18 protein-coding genes are annotated in these 16,547 nt (G+C 66.9%); 7 read left to right on the forward strand and 11 right to left on the reverse strand.

What is annotated here, in order from left to right:
* Nucleotides 1–8: 8 nt before the first annotated feature.
* A complete protein-coding gene (locus tag GGR43_RS11385; RefSeq protein WP_246343625.1) occupies nucleotides 9–326 on the reverse strand; it encodes a hypothetical protein in 318 nt (105 codons plus the stop codon).
* A gap of 81 nt (nucleotides 327–407) precedes the next feature.
* Nucleotides 408–1,409: a cysteine synthase A gene (locus tag GGR43_RS11390; protein ID WP_188072083.1), complete on the reverse strand. Its 1,002-nt coding sequence runs from the start codon at nucleotides 1,407–1,409 to the stop codon at nucleotides 408–410.
* A 151-nt stretch (nucleotides 1,410–1,560) separates the two neighbouring features.
* Between GGR43_RS11390 and GGR43_RS11395 the strand changes: the two genes are divergently transcribed.
* Both GGR43_RS11395 and GGR43_RS11400 read left to right on the forward strand, forming a co-directional pair.
* Nucleotides 1,561–2,667: a cell wall hydrolase gene (locus tag GGR43_RS11395; RefSeq protein ID WP_246343627.1), complete on the forward strand. Its 1,107-nt coding sequence runs from the start codon at nucleotides 1,561–1,563 to the stop codon at nucleotides 2,665–2,667.
* Between the two features lie 353 nt (nucleotides 2,668–3,020).
* Entirely contained in the window at nucleotides 3,021–3,149 is a 129-nt protein-coding gene (locus GGR43_RS11400; protein ID WP_188072084.1) for an entericidin A/B family lipoprotein, read from the forward strand.
* A 137-nt stretch (nucleotides 3,150–3,286) separates the two neighbouring features.
* On the opposite strand, the gene tatC is transcribed toward GGR43_RS11400, so the two are convergent.
* The 9 genes from tatC to GGR43_RS11445 form a co-directional block, all read right to left on the reverse strand.
* Nucleotides 3,287–4,084 (reverse strand): twin-arginine translocase subunit TatC, encoded by a 798-nt coding sequence (gene tatC, locus GGR43_RS11405; RefSeq protein ID WP_188072085.1) that lies wholly within the window; start codon nucleotides 4,082–4,084, stop codon nucleotides 3,287–3,289.
* A complete protein-coding gene (gene tatB, locus GGR43_RS11410) occupies nucleotides 4,081–4,485 on the reverse strand; it encodes a Sec-independent protein translocase protein TatB (protein WP_188072086.1) in 405 nt (134 codons plus the stop codon). The genes tatC and tatB overlap by 4 nt, the downstream gene beginning before the upstream one ends.
* 28 nt (nucleotides 4,486–4,513) lie before the next feature.
* The gene (locus GGR43_RS11415) at nucleotides 4,514–4,753 is read right to left on the reverse strand and encodes a twin-arginine translocase TatA/TatE family subunit (protein WP_188072087.1); all 240 of its coding nucleotides are present in this window, start codon (nucleotides 4,751–4,753) and stop codon (nucleotides 4,514–4,516) included.
* Nucleotides 4,754–4,783: 30 nt separating this feature from the next.
* Complete coding sequence (gene scpB, locus GGR43_RS11420; protein WP_188072088.1) at nucleotides 4,784–5,398, reverse strand: SMC-Scp complex subunit ScpB; 615 nt, start codon at nucleotides 5,396–5,398, stop codon at nucleotides 4,784–4,786.
* Nucleotides 5,395–6,171, reverse strand: a complete 777-nt coding sequence (locus GGR43_RS11425; protein WP_188072191.1) for a segregation and condensation protein A — start codon at nucleotides 6,169–6,171, stop codon at nucleotides 5,395–5,397. Before GGR43_RS11425 ends, scpB begins: the two co-directional genes overlap by 4 nt.
* Before the next feature lie 17 nt (nucleotides 6,172–6,188).
* Nucleotides 6,189–7,211 carry a beta-N-acetylhexosaminidase gene (gene nagZ, locus GGR43_RS11430; RefSeq protein WP_188072089.1) on the reverse strand — a complete coding sequence of 341 codons (1,023 nt, stop codon included), beginning with the start codon at nucleotides 7,209–7,211 and terminating at the stop codon, nucleotides 6,189–6,191.
* 166 nt (nucleotides 7,212–7,377) lie between these two features.
* Nucleotides 7,378–8,106 (reverse strand): SPOR domain-containing protein, encoded by a 729-nt coding sequence (locus GGR43_RS11435; protein WP_188072090.1) that lies wholly within the window; start codon nucleotides 8,104–8,106, stop codon nucleotides 7,378–7,380.
* The gene (argS, locus tag GGR43_RS11440) at nucleotides 8,106–9,836 is read right to left on the reverse strand and encodes an arginine--tRNA ligase (RefSeq protein WP_188072091.1); all 1,731 of its coding nucleotides are present in this window, start codon (nucleotides 9,834–9,836) and stop codon (nucleotides 8,106–8,108) included. The genes GGR43_RS11435 and argS overlap by 1 nt, the downstream gene beginning before the upstream one ends.
* 81 nt (nucleotides 9,837–9,917) lie before the next feature.
* Entirely contained in the window at nucleotides 9,918–10,529 is a 612-nt protein-coding gene (locus tag GGR43_RS11445; RefSeq protein WP_188072192.1) for a hypothetical protein, read from the reverse strand.
* Between the two features lie 171 nt (nucleotides 10,530–10,700).
* Between GGR43_RS11445 and ispH the strand changes: the two genes are divergently transcribed.
* The 5 genes from ispH to GGR43_RS11470 all read left to right on the forward strand — a co-directional run bounded on the left by ispH (nucleotide 10,701) and on the right by GGR43_RS11470 (nucleotide 16,512).
* On the forward strand, nucleotides 10,701–11,681 hold the full coding sequence (gene ispH / locus GGR43_RS11450; protein ID WP_188072092.1) for a 4-hydroxy-3-methylbut-2-enyl diphosphate reductase: 981 nt from the start codon (nucleotides 10,701–10,703) through the stop codon (nucleotides 11,679–11,681).
* 3 nt (nucleotides 11,682–11,684) lie between these two features.
* A complete protein-coding gene (gene thrB, locus GGR43_RS11455) occupies nucleotides 11,685–12,662 on the forward strand; it encodes a homoserine kinase (protein WP_188072093.1) in 978 nt (325 codons plus the stop codon).
* On the forward strand, nucleotides 12,659–13,123 hold the full coding sequence (gene rnhA / locus GGR43_RS11460) for a ribonuclease HI (protein ID WP_188072094.1): 465 nt from the start codon (nucleotides 12,659–12,661) through the stop codon (nucleotides 13,121–13,123). Before thrB ends, rnhA begins: the two co-directional genes overlap by 4 nt.
* Nucleotides 13,124–13,259: 136 nt before the next feature.
* Nucleotides 13,260–16,190: a M16 family metallopeptidase gene (locus tag GGR43_RS11465; RefSeq protein WP_188072095.1), complete on the forward strand. Its 2,931-nt coding sequence runs from the start codon at nucleotides 13,260–13,262 to the stop codon at nucleotides 16,188–16,190.
* Between the two features lie 19 nt (nucleotides 16,191–16,209).
* On the forward strand, nucleotides 16,210–16,512 hold the full coding sequence (locus GGR43_RS11470) for a hypothetical protein (protein WP_188072096.1): 303 nt from the start codon (nucleotides 16,210–16,212) through the stop codon (nucleotides 16,510–16,512).
* Nucleotides 16,513–16,547: the final 35 nt, after the last annotated feature.

The raw sequence follows: 16,547 nt of genomic DNA on the forward strand, positions 1-16,547 counted from the left end.
GGAAGAGATTATTGCGGGTTCCGCTGCGCGGGCGGAACCGTCTGGGTGACCGGCGGAGGCCGGTCCATCGGCTCTTTCAGATTGGGGTCGGGCTGCAAATCCGCCACGATGCCGCCATCGGCGCTGGGCGTCACGCCCAGTTCGGCGAGCGGTTCGTTCGGCTTGGCCGCGCCATTGACCGGACCTGAGAGATTGGAGGTGCTGTCCGACGCCATCACCTGCACGCTGCCGTCCTTCTTGCGCGCATTGTCGACGACGATATTGGCAAGACCGACCAACAGCACCACCCCGGCCAGCCCGCTGAGGCCGACCCGGATACGCTGCATTCCTTCCTTGCGCTGCACCAGCTTTTGCATATTCACCCGATCGAGGGCAGGGCAACCGGTCGGGCTGCTCCTGAAAAGCCCCTATGCCTCCTCTTTTTGCATGAGCCAGGGGAAGATCGTCAAGCCCTTCGATTCGAGCCACTCGCGATTGTAGAGGGTCGAAAGATAACGGAAGCCGGTGTCGCACAATATGGTGGCGATGCGCTTGCCCGGCCCAAGCTCCCTCGCCAGCGCCACCGCGCCCGCGACGTTGATGCCGCTCGACAGGCCGAGGCACAGCCCCTCTTCGGCCAGCAGGCGGCGGACCCAGTAGAGCCCTTCCTCGTCGGAAATGCGGAATTGCGTGTCGATCGGCGCGCCTTCCAGATTGCCGGTGATGCGTCCCTGGCCGATGCCTTCGGCGACCGAGCTCCCTTCCGCCTTCAACTCGCCATGGGCATAGTAATTGTACAGCGCCGCGCCATAGGGGTCGGCCAGGCCGATGGTGACGCCCTCGTCCTTCGCCTTGAGGCCGAGGCCCACGCCCGCGACCGTGCCGCCGGTGCCCGCCGCGCAGATGAAGCCGTCGACGCGACCGTCCATCTGCGTCCAGATTTCCTCGGCGGTACCGACGATATGCGCCTTGCGGTTGGCGATATTGTCGAACTGGTTCGCCCAGATCGCGCCCTCCGTCTCCTCGGCGATGCGGCGGGAGGTATGCACGAAATGGCCGGGGTTGGAATAGGGCGCGGCGGGCACCAGCACCAGTTCCGCCCCCAGCGCGCGCAGCGTGTCCATCTTCTCGCGGCTCTGCGTTTCCGGCATCACGATGACGGTGCGATAGCCGCGCGCATTGGCGACCAGCGCCAGCCCGATGCCGGTATTGCCCGCCGTGCCCTCGACGATCGTGCCGCCGGGTTTCAGCAGGCCGCGCTCCTCGGCATCGCGCACGATGAACAGCGCCGCGCGGTCCTTCACCGAGGCGCCGGGATTGGCGAATTCGCACTTGGCGAAAATCTCGCAGCCACTTTCCTGAGACGGTCCTTCCAGGCGGACCAGCGGGGTATTGCCGATAAGCGACAGACTATCTTGAGACACGATCATGGTCATTCCTTAGCCTAGCCCCTGATGGCTGCCAAGCAAGGGAAAATGAGGGCGCCCAAAGCTGGGTTTGCCGCCCGCAAGCGCCGCCGCGCGCCACATTAAGGAAGAATTACGAAGGCAAATGCTATATGGGAAGGCACAAGGCACCCTTATGCGCAAAGCCGATTCCCTTCCCTTTGCCGCCCGGCCCGCCAATGCCGGACCGGCAGCGCCCCCGCCCGGACGGCGGAGGGGCAGGTCCGTCCGCACGCTGGCGGGCGCGGCGATGCTGTTCGCGCTGCTCGGCGCGGGCGGCCTCAAGGGCGCGTCCTACACCTCGCTGGATCTGCTGGCGCGCAAGCCCGACCCCCGTCCCAACCCGATCGAAAATCCGCGCGAAACCTTCACCGGATCCGCCTTCTTCTTCGCGGAAAAGGCGTTCGAGCCGGACCCGGCGGCCTCCACCGCCGGGGACACGCGGCATATCTGGGCGCTGCGGCGGGTCGATGCGGCGCTTTCCCTGCCCTATGCAGGCGTCACCCCGCTGGACCGCTATCGCGCGCTCAATTGCCTCACCTCCGCCATCTATTATGAGGCGGCGAACGAGCCGGACGAGGGGCAGCGCGCGGTCGCGCAGGTCGTGCTCAACCGGGTGCGCCACCCCGCCTGGCCCAAGAGCGTCTGCGGCGTCGTCTATCAGGGGGCGGAGCGCACCGACCTGCTCTGCCAGTTCACCTTCAGCTGCGACGGGGCGATGGCCCGCCCGCCGGTCGCCGACAAATGGGCAAGGGCGCGCCGGGTGGCGGAGATCGCCCTGTCCGGCCAGGTGTTCGCGCCGGTGGGTGTCGCCACCTTCTATCACACGCTGGCGGTCCGCCCCGAATGGTCGTCCCGGCTCGATCCGGTCGCGGTGGTCGGCGCGCATATCTTCTACCAGATGCGCGGCGCCAACGGCCTGCCCGCCGCCTTTCGCATGCCTTATTCCGGGCGGGAACTGATCGCCGGACCGCCGCCCCGCGTCTGGAAGCCGATATCGCCCGGCGCGCTGCCGGTCGCGATGCCCTATATGCCGGAGGTGGAACAGGCGATCGGCACTCCCCCTTCCCCCGGCCTGCCTGCGGCGCCGGGACAGATGCCCCATTTCCATGCGGGTACAGCGGCGCAGCCGGGACCGGGCTGGACCGAACCTGCCCAGCCCACGCCGGACCTGCCGGGGCAGACCCTGCCGCAGTCCACCATCCGCCCCGAATATCGCGACAGCGGCCGCCCGCTGATTTGATCGCGCAAAAAGCACGGCTCCCCGCCCCAGGGCGGGCCGATTCCAATTTAATCCTTGTTTTTCAGTAACTTGAAATTTTTCACCTTTGCGGAAATTTTTGCGATCAACGGTGGAACCAATGAATAGGGGCTTCGTTCTCTCATGCGGATGGCGACCCTTTGCCCCCCGCTACGCTATCCGACATAAGAGCCCGGAACGCCTTCCCCCCCACCCGCGTTCCGGGCTCGCATCGTTTCGGCGCCAATCGACAGTCTGCCCCTGCGGGCCCGCGAAGGGCGGAACCAAAAATCCCACCGATCATTTTCTAAGGGTCAAAGCGCTATGACCTCACCCTGTATGAGAGAGGTAGGATTATGACACGCACCCTGATTGCAACGCTTCTGCTCGGCTCCTCGCTGATCCTGGCCGCGTGCAACACCGTCGAAGGCGCCGGACGCGACGTCCAGAGCGCGGGCAATGCGATCGAAGACGCAGCCGATTAAGCGTTGAGCATACCGGCTCGGACCGGACGGTCCGGCGGGGGCGGCGCGATTTCCCCGACAGGAGGTCCGCCGCCCCTGTGCCGTCTCATGCTATCCACGCGTCCAGTTCGCAGTTCGGCAGTTCGGCGGCCGGCCGATCAGTTCGCTTGGTCCCGCACGACGACCGATCCGGCATCCTCATCCTCGTCGGACTTGCGCTTGCGCTCGGTGAACCAGATGCCGATCAGCGCCAGTTCGTAAAGGAGCACCAGCGGTATGGCGAGCATCAGCTGCGACACCACGTCGGGCGGCGTCAGCACCGCCGCCGCGATGAAGGCCGCTACGATCATATAGCGGCGCATGCCGACCAGTTGCGCCCGGCTGACCAGCCCCGCCCGGTTGAGCAGCATCAGCAGCACCGGCAACAGGAAGCTGATGCCGAACGCCAGCACGAACTGCATCACCAGGCCGAGATAGGCGTCGGCGCTCGGCAGCGCCTCCAGCTCCAGGCCGCCCGCCTGCCCCTGAAACTCCAGGAAGAAGTGGAAGGCGGTCGGCATCACCACGAAATAGGCGAGCGATGCGCCCGCGAGGAACAGGATGGGCGTCGCCAGCAGGAACGGCAGCAGCGCCTTTTTCTCCTGCGCATAAAGGCCCGGCGCGACAAAGGCCCAGAGCTGGTTGGCGATGATCGGAAAGCTGAGGAAGAAGGAGCCGAACAGCGCCACCTTCACCTGCACGAAAAACGCCTCGTAGAGCTTGGTGTAGACCAGCTTGCCGCCCGCCGCGCCGAACGCTTCCTTGAGCGGATGGACGAGGATGCCGAAGAGCTGGTCGGAAAAGATGAAGCAGAGGATGAAGCCCGCCAGCAGCGCGACCACGCATTTCAGCAGGCGGGAACGCAACTCGATCAGATGCTCCAGCAGCGGAGCCTGCGTCTCGTCGATATCCCTCATGCGCTTTTCCCGGCTATCGAGCCATCTGTCGAGGGCGAGGGCGTCGCGGGCGCAGGCAGTGTCGGATCCGCCGTTCCCTCGGCCGGGGCCGGGGCCGGAGCCGCACCTGCCGGGGTGGCGCTATCCACGGGCGAGGCGGCGCTGCCGTCCTCTATCGCGGGCGCGTTGGGATATTGCTCCATGATCCGGCGGTTTTCCGCCGCCCATTTCTTTTCCATTTCCTCAAGCTCGACTTCGCGAATCATCGCATCGATGCCGGAGCGGAAATGGCGCGACATCGCCCGCGCCTTGCCGAGGACCTGCCCGACCTTGTAGAGCGCGCGCGGCAAATCCTTCGGGCCGATGACCACGACCGCGACGATCACGATCATCAGCAGCTCGCTGGAACCGATATCAAACATGTTTCAAACCCGGCAACGCGGACCTTTCTCAGCCCTGCTTCTGTTCTTCCTTGCTGGCCGTCACCGACGGATCGGGCGCCGCCTGCCCTTCGATGCGGTTGACCGGTCGTGGGGGAGAGACGTCGTCGTCATCCTCGGCCATGCCTTTCTTGAACGATTTGATGCCCTTGGCGACATCGCCCATCAACGACGAAATACGGCCGCCGCCGAACAGCAGAACGATGACGAGCACCACCAGCACCCAGTGCATCAGCGAAAAGGAACCCATTCTCAAATCTCCTTGGGGTAATGACTCAATCTAGTCATCCCCCTCATCATTTTCCAGCGACGATTCCGTGACAGTCCGCTCCAGCATCCCTTCCATCGCGAGATCGACGGGGTCGAGCAGGCCCGCGGCGCGCAAATCCTCCAGCCCCGGCAGGTCGCGGCGGCTGGAAAGGCCGAAATGGGTGAGGAACTCCGCCGTCGTCGCATAGAGCAGCGGGCGCCCCGGCACTTCTTTCCGTCCGGCGGGCCTTATCCAGCCCGCCTCCATCAGCACGTCCAGCGTGCCCTTCGCCACCTGCACGCCGCGAATGGCCTCTATCTCCGCGCGGCTGACCGGCTCATGATAGGCGATAATGGCGAGCGTTTCCATGCCCGCGCGCGAAAGTTTGCGCGGCTCCTCCCGGTCGCGGCGCAGCAGGTGCGCCATGTCGGCGGCGGTCTGGAAATGCCAGCGCCCGCCCCGCTCGACCAGATTGACGCCGCGCCCGGCATAATGGCCGCTCAACGCGCGCAATCCGGCGGGAATATCCGGCGCCTCGCCCAGCAATTGCCGCAACTGCGCGACGGTCAGCGGCTCGGTGCTGGCGAACAGCGCCGCCTCCAGCGCGCGCAGCAGGTCGTCCGGCTCGCCCTCCCCGCCGGTCATGACGCGATCTCATGGCCGGAAGGCGCGGCGTTGCGCAGGAAAATCGGTTCGAATATCCCTTCCTGCCGGATATCGACGCGCCCCTGTTTCGCCAGTTCCAGCACTGCGACGAAGCTGGAGGCGAGCGCCGAACGCCCCAGCGGGCCGCTCACCCCTTCGGGCAGGAAGGATTCGAGGCGAGTCCAGTCGAGGCGCGTGCCGATCAGCCGCCCCACCCGCGCGATCGCTTCATCCAGCGTCATCACCGGGCGGCGGGCGACCACATGCGTCACGGGGCGGGTGCGCGCCTTCACCTGGCCATAGGCGGCGATGAGGTCATAGAGGCTCGCCTGCCAGATCGAGACCTTGTCCACGCGCAGCCCCTCCGGCGCGCCGCGCGGGAACACGTCGCGGCCCAGCCGGTCGCGCGCCATCAGCCGCGCGCCCGCGTCGCGCATCGCCGCCAGCCGTTGCAGCCGCAGATGCAGGCGCAGCGCCAGCTCTTCGGGCGAAGGCTCCTCCTGCTCCGCCTTGGGCAGCAGCATCGCGGATTTCAGATAGGCGAGCCAGGCCGCCATCACCAGATAATCGGCCGCCAGCTCCAGCTTCATCGCCCGCGCGCCCGCGATGAACTCCAGATATTGCTCGACCAGCGCGAGGATCGAGATTTCGCGCAGATCCACCTTCTGCGACCGGGCGAGGTTGAGCAGCAGGTCGAGCGGCCCTTCCCAGCTTTCGAAGGAGACCGTCAGCACCTCATCCGGCGCGCGACGGCTTTCGAACAGGTCCGCCATGTCGTCGGCGGCGCTCATCAGGCCATCACCGCCAGCAGCGCGTCGCGCCGGGCGAGCAGGGTTTCGAGCAGGCCGTCCTCCTCCCCGCCTTCCGCATGCCCCGCGATCGTCGCCATCGCCCGGTCCAGCCGCGCGCGGGAGAAGTCGCTGATGTCGGGCAGGCGTTCGGCGATGCAGACCATCTCGTCCATCCGCGCCCAGCAGTTGAGCGCCAGATCGCACCCGGCCTCCACCACGCCCGCGGCGAGCGAGGGAATGTCGCCCTTCAGCGCCTTCATGTCGAGATCGTCGGACATCAGCAGGCCGTCGAAGCCGATGCGGCCGCGAATGATCTCGCCGATCACGGTGGGGGAAAGGCTGGCGGGGCGCTCCGCATCCCAGGCGGTGTAGACGATATGCGCGGTCATCCCCATCGGCGCGGCGGCGAGCGTGCGGAACGGGCGGAGGTCGGTTTCCAGCGCCGCCTCGTCGGCGGTGACGGTCGGCAGGTCATGGTGGCTGTCCACCAGCGCCCGGCCATGGCCCGGCATATGCTTGACGATGCCCACGACGCCGCCCGCGCGCAGCCCCTCCAGCACCGCCCGCCCCAGCGCGGCGACGCGCATCGGCTCCGCGCCCAGCGTGCGGTCGCCCATGATGTCGCTCGCGCCCGGCTGCCGCACGTCGAGCAGCGGCAGCGCGTTGACGGTGATGCCGCAGTCGCGCAGCGTCACCGCGATCGCCTGCGCATTGGCGCGGGCGGCGGCGATCGCGCTCGACGGGGCGACGTCATAGAGCGAATCGAAAACCTGCATCGCCGGGAAATCGGGCCATTCGGGCGGCCGCATCCGCGCCACCCGCCCGCCTTCCTGGTCGATCATGACGAGCAGGTCATCGCGCCCGTGCAAGGCGCGCAGATCGTCGGTCAGCGCGCGCAACTGCGCCCGGTCGGCGATGTTGCGGCGAAAGAGGATATAGCCCGCAGGGTCGCTGTCGCGGAAAAAGGCGCGCTCGTCCGCGCTCAACCGTTCCCCCGCCAACCCGAATATCACTGGTTTCATGGCCCCTGCCTAAAGCATTTCAGGGCCGGGTGGAACTGCCCGCGATGAAGATGGCGCTTCGTTCTGCTTTCGGCCAATTCCCGCCAAAGCCAAACAGCAAGAACATCCGTGGGAGCGTCCACATTCCACCCAACCCACCATTCAGGCCGGGATCATCACATAAGGATCAATTGACCACGAGGCAGCTCTCGCCCGCCACCTTCAGCTTGCCGCACAGCGTACCGGCATCCTTGCCCGCATGGGCGCGCAGGCGATAGAATTTGGCGCCGCCCACCGTCACCGGCTGCACGCTGTAGGACAAAGCCGCCAGATAATCGAACCGTTTGGAAAAGCGCGACCAGGCGTCCTTGGCCAGCGCCTCGCTGCCATAGGCGCCGAGCTGGATCGCGCCGCCCGCCATTTGCGGGGAGGCTGCGGTTGCAGGCGTCTGCGCCCTTTCCCCGGTGCGATCCGCGACGGCGGTTTCCACCTTCTTGGCGGCGGCAGCGGCGGCGGACTTGTCGGTCGCCGGGGCCTTGGCCGCCGAACCGGCGACGATCGGCGCTTCGGGCAGGCGGGACGGATCGATCCGCGCGCCGCGATCCAGCCCCTCGCTGGTCGCGAAGCTGGCATCGCCCTCGCCCTGGAATTTCTTCGCGTCGGCATCGGCGGCGCGGATCTTGTAGCCTTCCGCCGGGGCCTTGATCAGCTCCCCCTCGCCCCCGCCGCCCAGATGGCCGCGCACCAGCCAGACGCCGCCGACCACCACGCCGATCAACAGCAGCCCGGCCAGCACCAGCATACCCAGCCGGCCGAGCGAAACCTCGTCGTTTTCCTCCGCGTCATAGGCCGGTTCGAGCCACGGCAGGCGGTCCTCATCGTCCAGCGCGAGAGTATCGTTCCTGCCCGTGGTCATTATTGCATCTCCGAAAGCGCCTCTACACCCATCAGCGCAAGCCCGTTGCGGATAATCTGCCCGATTTGCCGGGCGAGGAAAAGTCTGGCGGAGGTGATTTCCGGATCGTTAACCACGATTACGCGGGCGGAGGGATCATCATTGCCCATGTTCCACCAGCCATGGAAGGCGGCCGCCAGATCGCCGAGATAGAAGGAAATCCGGTGCGGTTCGCGATTCTGCGCCGCCCCTTCGACCACGCGCGGGAACTGCGCGGCGAGCTTCACCAGCGCCAGCTCCTCCGTCCCAAGGCGGGACAGATCGGGCTCTTCCGCCAGCGCGACTCCGGCCTCCTGCGCCCGCCGGCCCAGCGAAGCGATGCGCGCATGGGCATATTGCACATAGAAAACCGGGTTGTCCTTCGATGCTTCCACCACCTTGGCGAAGTCGAAATCCATCTGCGCGTCGGCCTTGCGGGTCAGCATGGTGAAGCGCACCACATCCTTGCCGACCTCCTTCACCACATCGGCCAGCGTGACGAAATTGCCCGCGCGCTTGGACATCTTCACCGGCTCGCCGTCGCGCAGCAGGCGCACCATCTGCACCAGCTTCACGTCGAACCGCGCCTTGCCCCCGGTCAGCGCGGCGACCGCGGCCTGGATCCGCTTCACCGTGCCCGCATGGTCGGCGCCCCAGATGTCGATCAACTGGTCGGCGGTCTGCGCCTTCTGGAAATGATAGGCCATGTCGGCGCCGAAATAGGTCCAGCTGCCGTTCGACTTCCTGATCGGCCGGTCCTGGTCGTCGCCGAATTTGGTCGAGCGGAAGAGCGGCAACTCGACCGGCTCCCAGTCCTCCGGCGTCTCGCCCTTGGGCGCCTCCAATACGCCGTCATAGACCAGATCATGCGCGCGCAGCCATTGCTCGGCGGCTTCAGGCTTGCCCGCCGCCTGCAATTCGGCCTCCGACGCGAACACGTCATGATGGATGCCGAGCAGCGCGAGGTCGGCGCGGATCATCTCCATCATGTCGGCGACGGCGGTCCTGCGGAACAGCGCCAGCCATTCGCTCTCCGGCGCGTCGACATATTTGTCGCCATATTCGGCGGCGAGCTTCTGCCCGACGGGCACGAGATAATCGCCCGGATACAGCCCTTCGGGTATCGCGCCGATATCCTCGCCCAGTGCCTCGCGATAGCGCAGGTGCGCCGAGCGGGCGAGCACATCGACCTGCCCGCCCGCATCGTTGATATAATATTCGCGCGTCACCTTGTGCCCGGCATATTCGAGCACGCTGGCGAGCGCGTCGCCCACCACCGCGCCCCGGCAATGGCCCATGTGCATCGGGCCAGTCGGGTTGGCCGACACATATTCGACGTTGACGGAAACGCCCCGGCCCATGGCGGAACGGCCGTAATCGGCGCCCAGCGCGACGATCTGGCGCAGCTCCTCCGCCCAGGTCGCGGGCGTCAGGCGCATGTTGATGAAGCCCGGCCCGGCGATCGCCACCTCCTCCACCTCATCCAGCGCCTCCAGCCGCGCGGCGATCTTTTCGGCGAGCGCGCGCGGATTGGTTCCGGCGGGCTTGGCCAGCACCATCGCGGCATTGGTGGCGAGGTCGCCATGGGAAGGGTCGCGCGGCGGCTCCACCGTCACCGCCTTGCGGTCGAGGCCCGCGGGCAGGTCTCCCGCTGCTTCCATCGCATCGAGAAGCGCCGCCATATGGCCGGCGAAACGAACATAAAGGGTCACGACATCATTCCTGTTGTCCGCCCTCGATGCGCCCGGTGCGGGCCGATCATCGAGGGGCTGGGAAAGCTGGGGCGCGCAGGCTTACCGAGTCGCGTTGTAGCGGAACTGGTCCTGCGTCAGGTTGAACCCGACCAGCAGCTCGAAGCTGGTCCGCTGCAACGCCGCCCTCACGTCCGGTTCGGAGAAGGGATCGGTCGCCGCGTCCACATCGCCCGCCTTGCGGTTGGCGCGGATGCGTCGCAGCATGTCCTCCGGCAGGGTCGCGGCGTCGCGGTCCACATAGGATGCCGCGCTGGCGCTGGCGCTGGCGCGGGTCTGGCCCGGCGCGAAGGAAAGCGTCACCTGCCCGATCCGCTTGGCGATGACCGACGTGCCGCCGCGCACGACCGTCGAATAATAGGGCAGCGTCACCTCGCGCGCCGCACTCGCATCGGTGCGGGTCGCGTGCACGTCGAACGTCGCCTCGGTATAGAACTGGTCGCCCGCTTCCGAGCAGGTGGAGCGCAGATTGGTAATTTCCGCCACCACGTCGATGGCGGCGGCATCGGTGCTGCCCGCCGGGTTGAACAGGGTGATGTCCCCCGTCATCGCCGGGATCGCGGCGGTGGGGCAGGCACTGCGCACCGCGACGATACCGCCTGTCTGGTCAATCTCCCCCTGCCGCGAGCAGCCGGCCAGCGCCAGCATGGTCATCGCCACGGCGGAGAGCTTCAGGATCGAGGAGCGAGATACGGTCACAGGCAGTCCCTTGGAGAATTGATCCGGCTTCTTATCCGTCCGCGCGGGCGGGCGCAACATGGATGCGGGCATAAAGCGCAGATGCCGTCTGGTCAGCGGCGGCGATTCCCCGTAAAGGCTCGACCCATGACCGCCGAGGAACAGAAAAAGGAAGCGCAGGACGCCCTGCCGCCGCTCGACCTGCTGATCGCCGCGCCGCGCGGCTTTTGCGCCGGGGTGGACCGCGCCATCGTGATCGTGGAGCGCGCGATCGAGAAATATGGCGCGCCGGTCTATGTGCGGCACGAGATCGTCCACAACAAATATGTGGTGGACAGCCTGAAGGCGAAGGGCGCGGTCTTCGTCGAGAAGCTGAGCGAGGTGCCCGACGATGTGCCGGTGGTGTTCTCCGCCCATGGCGTGCCCAAGGCGGTGCCCGCCAAGGCGCAGGCGCGCGGCCTCAACTTTTTCGACGCCACCTGCCCGCTGGTGTCCAAGGTCCACCGTCAGGCCGAGCGGCAGGTCGAGGCCGGGCGGCATATCCTCTTCATCGGCCATCGCGGCCACCCGGAGGTGATCGGCACCTTCGGACAGGTGCCCGAAGGCTGCATGACCCTGATCGAGACGGTGGAGGATGCCGAGGCGCTGGAACCGGGGGTCGAGCCGGGCAACCTCGCCTTCCTCACCCAGACCACGCTGTCGGTGGACGACACCTCGGCGATCATCGCGGTGCTGGAACGCCGCTTCCCCGGCATCGTCGCCCCGCGCGGCGAGGATATCTGCTATGCGACCTCCAACCGGCAGGCCGCCGTCAAGGCGATGGCGCATGAATGCGACGCGGTGCTGGTGATCGGCGCGCCCAACAGTTCCAACTCCGTCCGCCTCGTCGAATGCGCGGAGCGCGAGGGCGCGAAGGCGACGCTGATCCAGCGCGGGCCGGATATCGACCTGCGCTGGCTCGACGGCGTGCGCACGCTCGGCATCACGGCGGGCGCGTCCGCCCCCGAAGTGCTGGTGCGCGAGGTGGTCGACACGCTCGCCCGCCATTTCACGGTGCGGGAGCGGGAGGTGGAAACCGCCAAGGAACGCATCGCCTTCAAGCTGCCACGCGGGCTGGAGGCTGCCTGACCCATGGCCGTCTATACCCAGGTATCCGCCGAGGAGATGGCGGCATTCCTCACGCGCTACGACACCGGATCGCTGATTTCCGCCAAGGGCATCGCGGAAGGGGTCGAGAACAGCAATTATCTGCTCGAAACCCAGCGCGAGGACGGCAGCCGCGAACGCTTCATCCTCACCCTCTATGAAAAGCGGGTGAACGAGGCCGACCTGCCCTTCTTCATGGACCTGCTCGACCATCTGGGCGCGCGCGGGTGCAAGGTGCCGCGCTTCATCTCCGACCGGCAGGGCGCCAAGCTGCAACAGCTGGCCGGGCGCCCCGCCTGTCTGATCGAGTATCTGTCCGGCATCTCCGTCACCGAGCCGACCGCGCCGCAGGCCGCGTCGACCGGCCGCGCGCTGGGCGAGTTGCACATCGCCGCGCGCGACTTTTCCGGCACGCGCCGCAACAGCCTCGACCTCGCGGGCTGGCACGATCTGGCGACGGCCTGCGGAAAGGATTTCGACGGCATCCAGCCCGGCCTCGGGCGGCGGGTGGCGGAGGAGCTGACCTTCCTCGACGCGCACTGGCCGCAGCATCTGGAACGCGGCGTCATCCATGCCGACCTGTTCCCCGACAATGTGCTGATGCGCGGCGACGAGGTGGGCGGCCTCATCGACTTCTATTTCAGCTGCACCGACATCCTCGCCTATGACCTTGCCATCACCCATGGCGCCTGGTCCTTCTCCAGCGACGGCAGCGAATACCGCCCGGACGTCGCGGCGGCGCTGGTGCGCGGCTATGCCGACGCACACGGATTGAGCGCGGCGGAGCGCGCGGCCTTCCCGATCCTCTGCCGGGGCGCGGCGCTGCGCTTCCTGCTGACCCGCGCCTATGACTGGATCAACACGCCGCCCGACGCGATGGTGACGCGCAAGGATCCGCTCGCCTATCTGCGGCGCCTCGATTTCTGCGCGCAGGCCGCGCCTGAGGCGCTGCTGGGCCTATGAGCGGTGCGGCGGAAAAACCCCTCACCACCGTCGAGATCTTCACCGACGGCGCGTGCAAGGGCAATCCCGGCCCCGGCGGCTGGGGCGCGGTGATCCGGTCCGGCGCGCATGAGAAGGAACTGTCCGGCGGCGAGCCGGACACCACCAACAACCGCATGGAGATGATGGGGGCGATCGCCGCGTTGAAGGCGCTCAAACGCCCCTGCCATGTGATATTGACGACGGACAGCAACTATGTCCGCGACGGCATCACCAAATGGGTCCATGGCTGGAAGCGCAACGGCTGGAAGACCGCAGACAGGAAGCCGGTGAAGAATGCCGACCTCTGGCAGGCGCTGGTGGAGGCGGCCCGGCCGCACCGGGTCGAATGGCATTGGGTGAAGGGCCATGCGGGCCACCCGGAAAACGAACGCGCCGACCAGCTCGCCTCCGACGCCGCGAAGGCGCAGTCCAAACCTTGACGCTCACGCGCTGACGCCCGCCCGCATACGCCGCCCGTCCGTTCAACTCCGTGAAAGGATTGCGGTTGCAGTAAAGCCGGGCGTTGATATGTTCCATCTCATTCCGCTGTCGGCACCAAGGAAAGAATAAAGCTCCATGCGACGCCCCACCCCCCGTCTCCGCTCCCGCATCCTCCGTTCCGCCGCCGCGCTGGCGCTGATCGCCGCGCCCGCCGCCGCCATCCTGACGCCGCCCGCCCCGGCCATGGCGCAGGTCGCGGCCTCGACGCTGGTGGACAAGGTGGACATTCCCTATTCCGAATTCACGCTGAAAAACGGTCTGCGCGTGATCGTCCATACCGACCGCAAGGCGCCGATCGTCGCGGTTTCCGTCTGGTACAATGTCGGCTCCAAGCATGAGCCGCTCGGCAAGACCGGCTTTGCCCATCTGTTCGAGCATCTGATGTTCAACGGCTCCGAAAATGCGCCGGGCGATTTCTTCGAGCCGCTGCAACAGGTCGGCGCGACCGACTTCAACGGCACGACCTGGTTCGACCGCACCAATTATTTCCAGACCGTGCCGACCAGCGCGCTGGAAGTGGCGCTGTTCCTCGAAAGCGACCGCATGGGCCATCTGCTCGGCGCGGTGACGCAGGAGAAGCTGGATAACCAGCGCGGCGTCGTCCAGAACGAGAAGAGACAGGGCGACAACCAGCCCTATGGCATGGTCGAATATGCGCAGCTCGCCGGGTTGCTGCCGCCCGACCATCCCTATGGCCATTCGACCATCGGCTCCATGGCGGACCTCGACAAGGCGAGCCTTGCCGACGTGAAGCAATGGTTCACCGATCATTATGGCCCGAACAACGCGATAATCGTGCTGGCGGGCGATATCGATGCGCCCACCGCGAAGAAGCTCGTCACCAAATATTTCGGCGACATTCCGCGCGGCAAGGCCGTCGCGTCGGTGAAGGTGGACATTCCCACCCTTGCCGCGCGCAAGGATCAGGTGCTGAAGGATCGCGTCGCCACCACACGGCTCTATCGCTGGTGGACGGTGCCGGGCCTCAACGACCCGGACAACGCCCCGCTCGCGGTGGGGGCGAGCGTGCTCGGCGGCCTCGCTTCCTCGCGCCTCGACAATATATTGGTGAAAGACGAGCAACTGGCCGTGCGCGTCACCGCCAGCCTTCAGGATTTCGCCCAGCTCGGCTTTTTCGAGGTGACGGCGGACGTCAAGCCAGGCGTCGATCCGGCGGTGCTGTCGAAGCGGCTGGACGAGATCCTCGCCGACTATGTCGCCAAGGGCCCCACCGAGGATGAGGTGAAGCGCGTCGCGATGACCGACGTGTCGGGCCGGATCGGCGGCATGGAGCAGGTCGGCGGCTTTTCCGGCAAGGCGACGGTGCTGGCCGAAAGCGCGCTCTATTCGGGCAGGCCGGACGACTATAAGAAGAAGATGGCCGCGATCGCCAGCGCCACGCCGGAAAAGGTGCGCGCTGCCATGGGCAAATGGCTGACCCGACCGGTCTTTGCGCTGTCGGTGGTGCCGGGCGAACGCGACGCCTATGAGGAAGCGGGCGCGGGCACGGCGGCGGCGGAGCGATCCGGCATCGTTTCCGTCCCGGCGCGCTATCTCGATGAAGGCGAGCAGCCCGCATTGCACCGGCCGAGCGCCGCCGTCGATCGCTCCAAACTGCCCGAAGTCGGCACCTTCCCCGAGGTGGATTTCCCCACGGTCGAAACGGCCACGCTGTCCAACGGCATCAAGGTGCATTTCGCCCGCCGCGACACCGTGCCGACGCTGCGCCTCGCAATCTCCTTCGACGCGGGCAAGGCCGCCGACCCCAGGGACCGGCAGGGCACGCAGGCGCTGATGCTGGCGATGCTGAAGGAAGGAACCCGGACCCGCAACAGCATCCAGATCGCCGAGGAGCAGGAAAGGCTGGGTGCGTCGATTTCGGTCGGGGCGTCGCAGGACCGCACCGTCGTCGGCCTTTATGCGCTCACCCCGAATATCGGCCCGTCGCTCGATCTTCTGGCCGACATCGTCCTCAACCCGGCCTTTGACGCCAAGGAACTGGAGCGCGTCCGCGCCGCCCAGCTGGCGCAGATCGCGCAGGAGCGGACCCAGCCCGGCAGCATGGCGGCGCGGGCGCTGATCCCGATCCTCTACGGCCCGGATCATCCCTATGGCATCGCGGCCAGCGGTTCGGGCGACCCGGATGTGGTGAAGGCGCTTTCCAGCAACGATCTCGCCGCCTTCCACCGCCGCTGGATCCGCGCCGACACGGCGGAGATATTCGCGGTCGGCGACATGAACCTCGACCAGTTGAAGAAGGAGCTGGAGGCCCGCTTCGCCGCCTGGCCGATGACGCGCGACATGCCCGGCCGCAAGAATTTCGACGCGGCGCCACCCGCGCCCCAGCCGCGCATCGTGCTGGTCAACCGGCCGCAATCGCCGCAATCCTTCATCTTCGGCGGCATGGTGCTCAAGGGCAAGGGCGGCGACGATCTGGTCGATCTGATTTCCGCCAACGACATCATGAGCGGCGATTTCCTCAGCCGCACCAATATGGACCTGCGCGAAACCAAGGGCTGGTCCTATGGCGTGCGCGGCAGCATCGACCGCAACCGGGAAAGCGTCGCCTATCTGCTGAGCGCCCCGGTGCAGGCGGACAAGACCGGCGCCAGCATCGCCGCGCTGCGCGAACAGATCACCACCTTCCTGACGACGAAGGGCGTGACGCCGGAGGAACTGCACCGCACCACCAACGGCAGCATTCGCGAACTGCCCGGCAGCTTCGAGACATCGGGCGCGGTGCTGGGCGAGATGCAGCGCGACGCGCTGCTCGGCCGTCCGTTCGACTATGTCGAGACGCTGGCCGACCGCTACCGCGCGCAGACCGCGCAGAAGCTGGATCAGACCGCGCGCGGCATGATCGACCCGGCGAAGATGACCTGGGTGGTGGTGGGCGACAGCAGGATCGTGCTGCCGCAGCTCAAGGATCTGGGCCTGCCGGTGACGGTCGTCGCGGATGAGGCCGCCGCGCCGCCGCCCGCCGCTACCGCCGCCGCCACGCAATAAGACGAGAGGGAGAACCACAATGGCATCTGTCGATGGCGCCTATGACTGCATCACCAAGACGCCGATGGGCGACCAGAAGAGCGTGTTCACCGTCATCAGCAAGGACGGCGCCTTCCACGGCACCAATGCGGGCACGCTCGGCTCGCTCGACGTGCAGGACGGCCGGGTGGACGGCAACCGCCTGACATGGAAGATGGAAATGGTGCTGCCCATGCCGATGACGCTGGAATGCGAGGCGGTGGTCGAGGGCGATACGCTGACCGGCACCATCCAGGCCGGTGCCTTCGGCGCGATGGCGATGACGGGCACCCGGCGGAGCTGAGCCGCCGCCCGGCGCAAGACGGAACGAGAAGGGGG

Source organism: Sphingobium jiangsuense (assembly GCF_014196495.1).
Taxonomy (GTDB): Bacteria; Pseudomonadota; Alphaproteobacteria; order Sphingomonadales; family Sphingomonadaceae; genus Sphingobium; species Sphingobium jiangsuense.